Source organism: Carboxylicivirga longa (assembly GCF_050589825.1).
In the GTDB taxonomy this organism is placed as follows: domain Bacteria; phylum Bacteroidota; class Bacteroidia; order Bacteroidales; family Marinilabiliaceae; genus Carboxylicivirga; species Carboxylicivirga longa.
Window position 1 is genome coordinate 1 of the sequence record NZ_JBNGOZ010000044.1, and the last position, 3,709, is coordinate 3,709.

3 protein-coding genes are annotated in these 3,709 nt (G+C 33.6%); all 3 read right to left on the reverse strand.

Translation table 11 applies throughout. The features are described from left to right. Positions 1 to 93 precede the first annotated feature (93 nt). Complete coding sequence (locus tag ACRD7A_RS18880; protein ID WP_430812947.1) at positions 94 to 1,800, reverse strand: T9SS type A sorting domain-containing protein; 1,707 nt, start codon at positions 1,798 to 1,800, stop codon at positions 94 to 96. A 309-nt stretch (positions 1,801 to 2,109) separates the two neighbouring features. Further along, positions 2,110 to 2,499: a hypothetical protein gene (locus tag ACRD7A_RS18885; protein WP_430812948.1), complete on the reverse strand. Its 390-nt coding sequence runs from the start codon at positions 2,497 to 2,499 to the stop codon at positions 2,110 to 2,112. A 221-nt stretch (positions 2,500 to 2,720) separates the two neighbouring features. Then, entirely contained in the window at positions 2,721 to 3,587 is an 867-nt protein-coding gene (locus ACRD7A_RS18890; RefSeq protein WP_430812949.1) for a hypothetical protein, read from the reverse strand. Positions 3,588 to 3,709: the final 122 nt, after the last annotated feature.

Here is a 3,709-nt window from a genome sequence, read left to right on the forward strand (position 1 = left end):
CCGTATGAATCGAGAGGTTCACGTACGGTTCTGTGAGAGGTTTAGGGGTGAGATTCCCCTTTACCTACTCGACGTTTCTTTCTAGCTAATGCTCTATTTAATGATCAGCTTATGAACTTCATTCGCATTGTTCATCTTAATATGCACATAGTAAACACCTTTCTTTAATGATGCTGTGTTCAAACGATACACCTTTCCTTCTACTTTCTTTTTAAGTCTAAGATTCATCATATTGTCGTAAAGTGTAAGTTCAATATTGGCTAAACTGTTAAGGCTAGCGTTACTATTATCTGTTTGTTCTATTGTAACAATATTATTGGAAGATGGGTTAGGATATAAACGGAAATAACTTTGATCTGTAATTGCAAACCTTTTAGTAGCTGTATTACTCCATCCACACTCTCCGTTATATTGAAGTTTTATAACGTAATATCCTGAATGAGTAGGAGTAAAGTCTTTTCCAAGAATGGTAATAATTCTTCCATTAATTGGGTCGGCAGGAAAGATAATTTCCCAACGATAATCACTACTATTGTTAGATAAATTATTACCAAATGCATTTAAGTAATAAGAACTACCTACATATCCAGCAGACATAACTTGATGGTTTGTTGCATCCAAAACATGAAAAGAAGGAGTTTTTGTACCTACCTGAATCTCTTTCTCAATTGTAAAGGAGTTGCCATTATAGGATATGACTGCACTTATGTTGCTATTAAAAGCTAACACACCTGAAACACCTTTAAAAACGCATGGATTAGAACCTTGAGGTGAGACTCTACTGATATCATTACTTGTTGACCAAATAACAGTTGCGCCTGAAGGTAGGTTATTTATCGAGTATGAACTATTGGAGTAACAAAGCGAAGATGAACCTAAAATGGAAGGAATTTTACCAAATAAACTCAAATTATCTCCTAGATTAATGGGTATTGATGAATATTGTGGAGTTTCAGAACAAGCATTATTGTTTTTTGCATAACCGAATGCTTCTTGCATACAAACAAATCCATCATTATTAACATCTGCATCAACAGAATTTCCATTAGGGTCTTCTCCTGCGACAGCAGCAATCCAATCAAAAACAAATTCGTCATATGTGTAGTAGCCCATACCGCATGAAGTCTCATCGAAATCACAAGCCGTTGCAATGACACGATTTAAGCCTGATAAATCATCAACAAAACCACCACTATAGCATTGCTCCATTACAATGCTTATTTCACCAGCATTAACTTTGTCCACCTCAGTTGCAAATTGGTCATCTCGGATTGTTTCTCCCCATAAGTAAATCAAAGCATCTTGACCACTTTCTTGGTCTCCATGATCGGTTACGAATATGAATAAATAATCATCGCTGTCTAGTAACTCAGATAAAGTATTAAACACAGAAGTAATATTAGCTCTTGTCGCAGAAAACTGTATATCGTTATCGCCATCACCATCTAAATCCAAAGGCGAGGAGTCATATCCCCCACTAACTCGCCTATCATTAGCTGTATCGGTACCATCCGACATTATCGTATAAATATGGTCATCCTCATAATTATAAACATCTACAAGAGTAGAATATATTGCAGAGCAATCATTCCAGTATCTCTGCCAATTATTAGCCATATCAAAGCCACCACTAATGATTACCGCATAACAATTGTTCGGTGATAAACCTGATTTTAATGTTGGAATGCTACTGCTTTTAAAGTCAAACGATTTTATTTCTGAAACGTCCTTTATTTCTGTCAATAAGTCCCACTCATTAAGCTCTTTGGGTGGAAGTTTGGAATCTTTTTCAGTAATCACCCCTGTTTTGCTATCAACATATAAGTATGAACAAGGATGAGACCAACCAGCTAAAGGTTTTTTATCAAGAAAATATAATCATGCATCCGATTCTGGTACAACCAATTTTTTATCATAGGTACTAATTCTCGATTTGGTTGAAAACTCGACAGGGTTACTATACAAAAGATATTCACTAATATGTAACTTTTCAATATATTCATTTATTAATTTGGTTGACTGGGCTTTTGTTACTTGACCAATTGAGTGATATACAAAAGCAAAAAGAAAGATTGTTATAAAGCAAATTTTTTTCATAATAATTGGGATTTAGTCATTTTTTTGATTAGACTCATTTAAGTCTAGAAATATCTTGACACACCCATCTTTCTCCACTTTTAATTCTCCACTCCAACTACCATATTGACCACAATCAGCATAGGCGGAATAATTATACGTTCCAACTTTTCTCTCAATCATTAATGTTGAATTGGAATTTAAACAATTTGGTTGAGTTTCCTCAACATAAGCTTCACTTATCACTCCAATAGAATCATTACCAATCATAATTTGAATGTCGAATGGCCCACAGTTTAGTAGAGCTTGAGCATTAGAATAAAAAACAACGTTTCCAAAATCATCGGAATTTTCTTCGTCTTTATCACAACAACTAAAAGCCATGATAGAAATCAAAAAGGTAAAAATCAAATGTGTTTTCATAATTCAAATTTTTATAGTTAATAATAGTTATGCTGTTTTCTATGAAAGACAACGGCCTGCCGCATGGAGCGTAAAGGAATTTAACCTTACGAATTTTCCAAATCGAGCTGAGCCAAAGCGCTGTATTTGTTTTTAACTTTTCATTTGTAAAGCCAAATCAGTGATTTGGCGTTGTTTGCCGAAGCTACGAACCAACCAAAAAGCACTACATCCTTTATGCTCTATTGCGGTTTGTTGGCAACTGGTTTTTCTATTTTTCTTAGATATTGGTTAATATCTCTCGTTTCATTCACATAGTAAGGACTGAGATTGAGGCTGATGTTTCTAATTTTTGATAGATTCAAATGCCCTCGTAAGATTATTTTGAATTTTATATAGAAGCAACTATATTTCTCATTTTTCACATTATACAATCTTGCAAACAGCATTTCATAGGCCGTAAATACACTTACTAAATAGGCCAATGGTAAAATACTTAAAGTCAGCATAGAAGGTAAAATCAAATTCTGTAAACTTTCAAATGTGAAGTCAGTCTTATAATTAACTATTGTTTTATAAAATGAGAAGATAAGTACTGCAATACTGTAACTGTTAATAATGAAATTTAATGCAGTATTAACTCTTTTATCTTTGGTTTTATAGTCATTATAACTCAGCATTATTCCTGTAAATGCCAAAATCGGGATGGATATTAGTTCTAACCAATAATTGAATACATGCAGATTTGATATAAAAGCAATGACAATTGTAAGTTTTATAGAATTCTTTATCGTGTTTTTAAAATATAGTGAATCCTTACCTATGGCTTTAAAAGTTACAAAAATGCCAACACCAAAAAACCAAAACAAAGTGCTCTTCAATAGTTTTATGTCCCAAAAGTCAGCTTCAATTAGTGCCCAAATAATCAGGAGTGTACAGCATACTAGAATTTGGAATAAAATAATAAACGTTGATGAAAAGAGAGTTTTTAATATATCTAAGACATGTTTTCTTAAAAATTTAAATGAGAAACTTGCAATCAATACAAAAGCAATCCAAGTCAATATAGCCAGGTCTCTATTGTTTAAATGCTTAAAAATCAAATCCATGTTAATTCTAACTATTTTTTAGGCTGTGTTCACTTAAACTTGTTGCCAACGGCCTGCCGCATGGCGACGTAAGGCGAATGCTGACCTCACCAACCTTCCAAAAAGGAGGGAAGCCAAAGCGT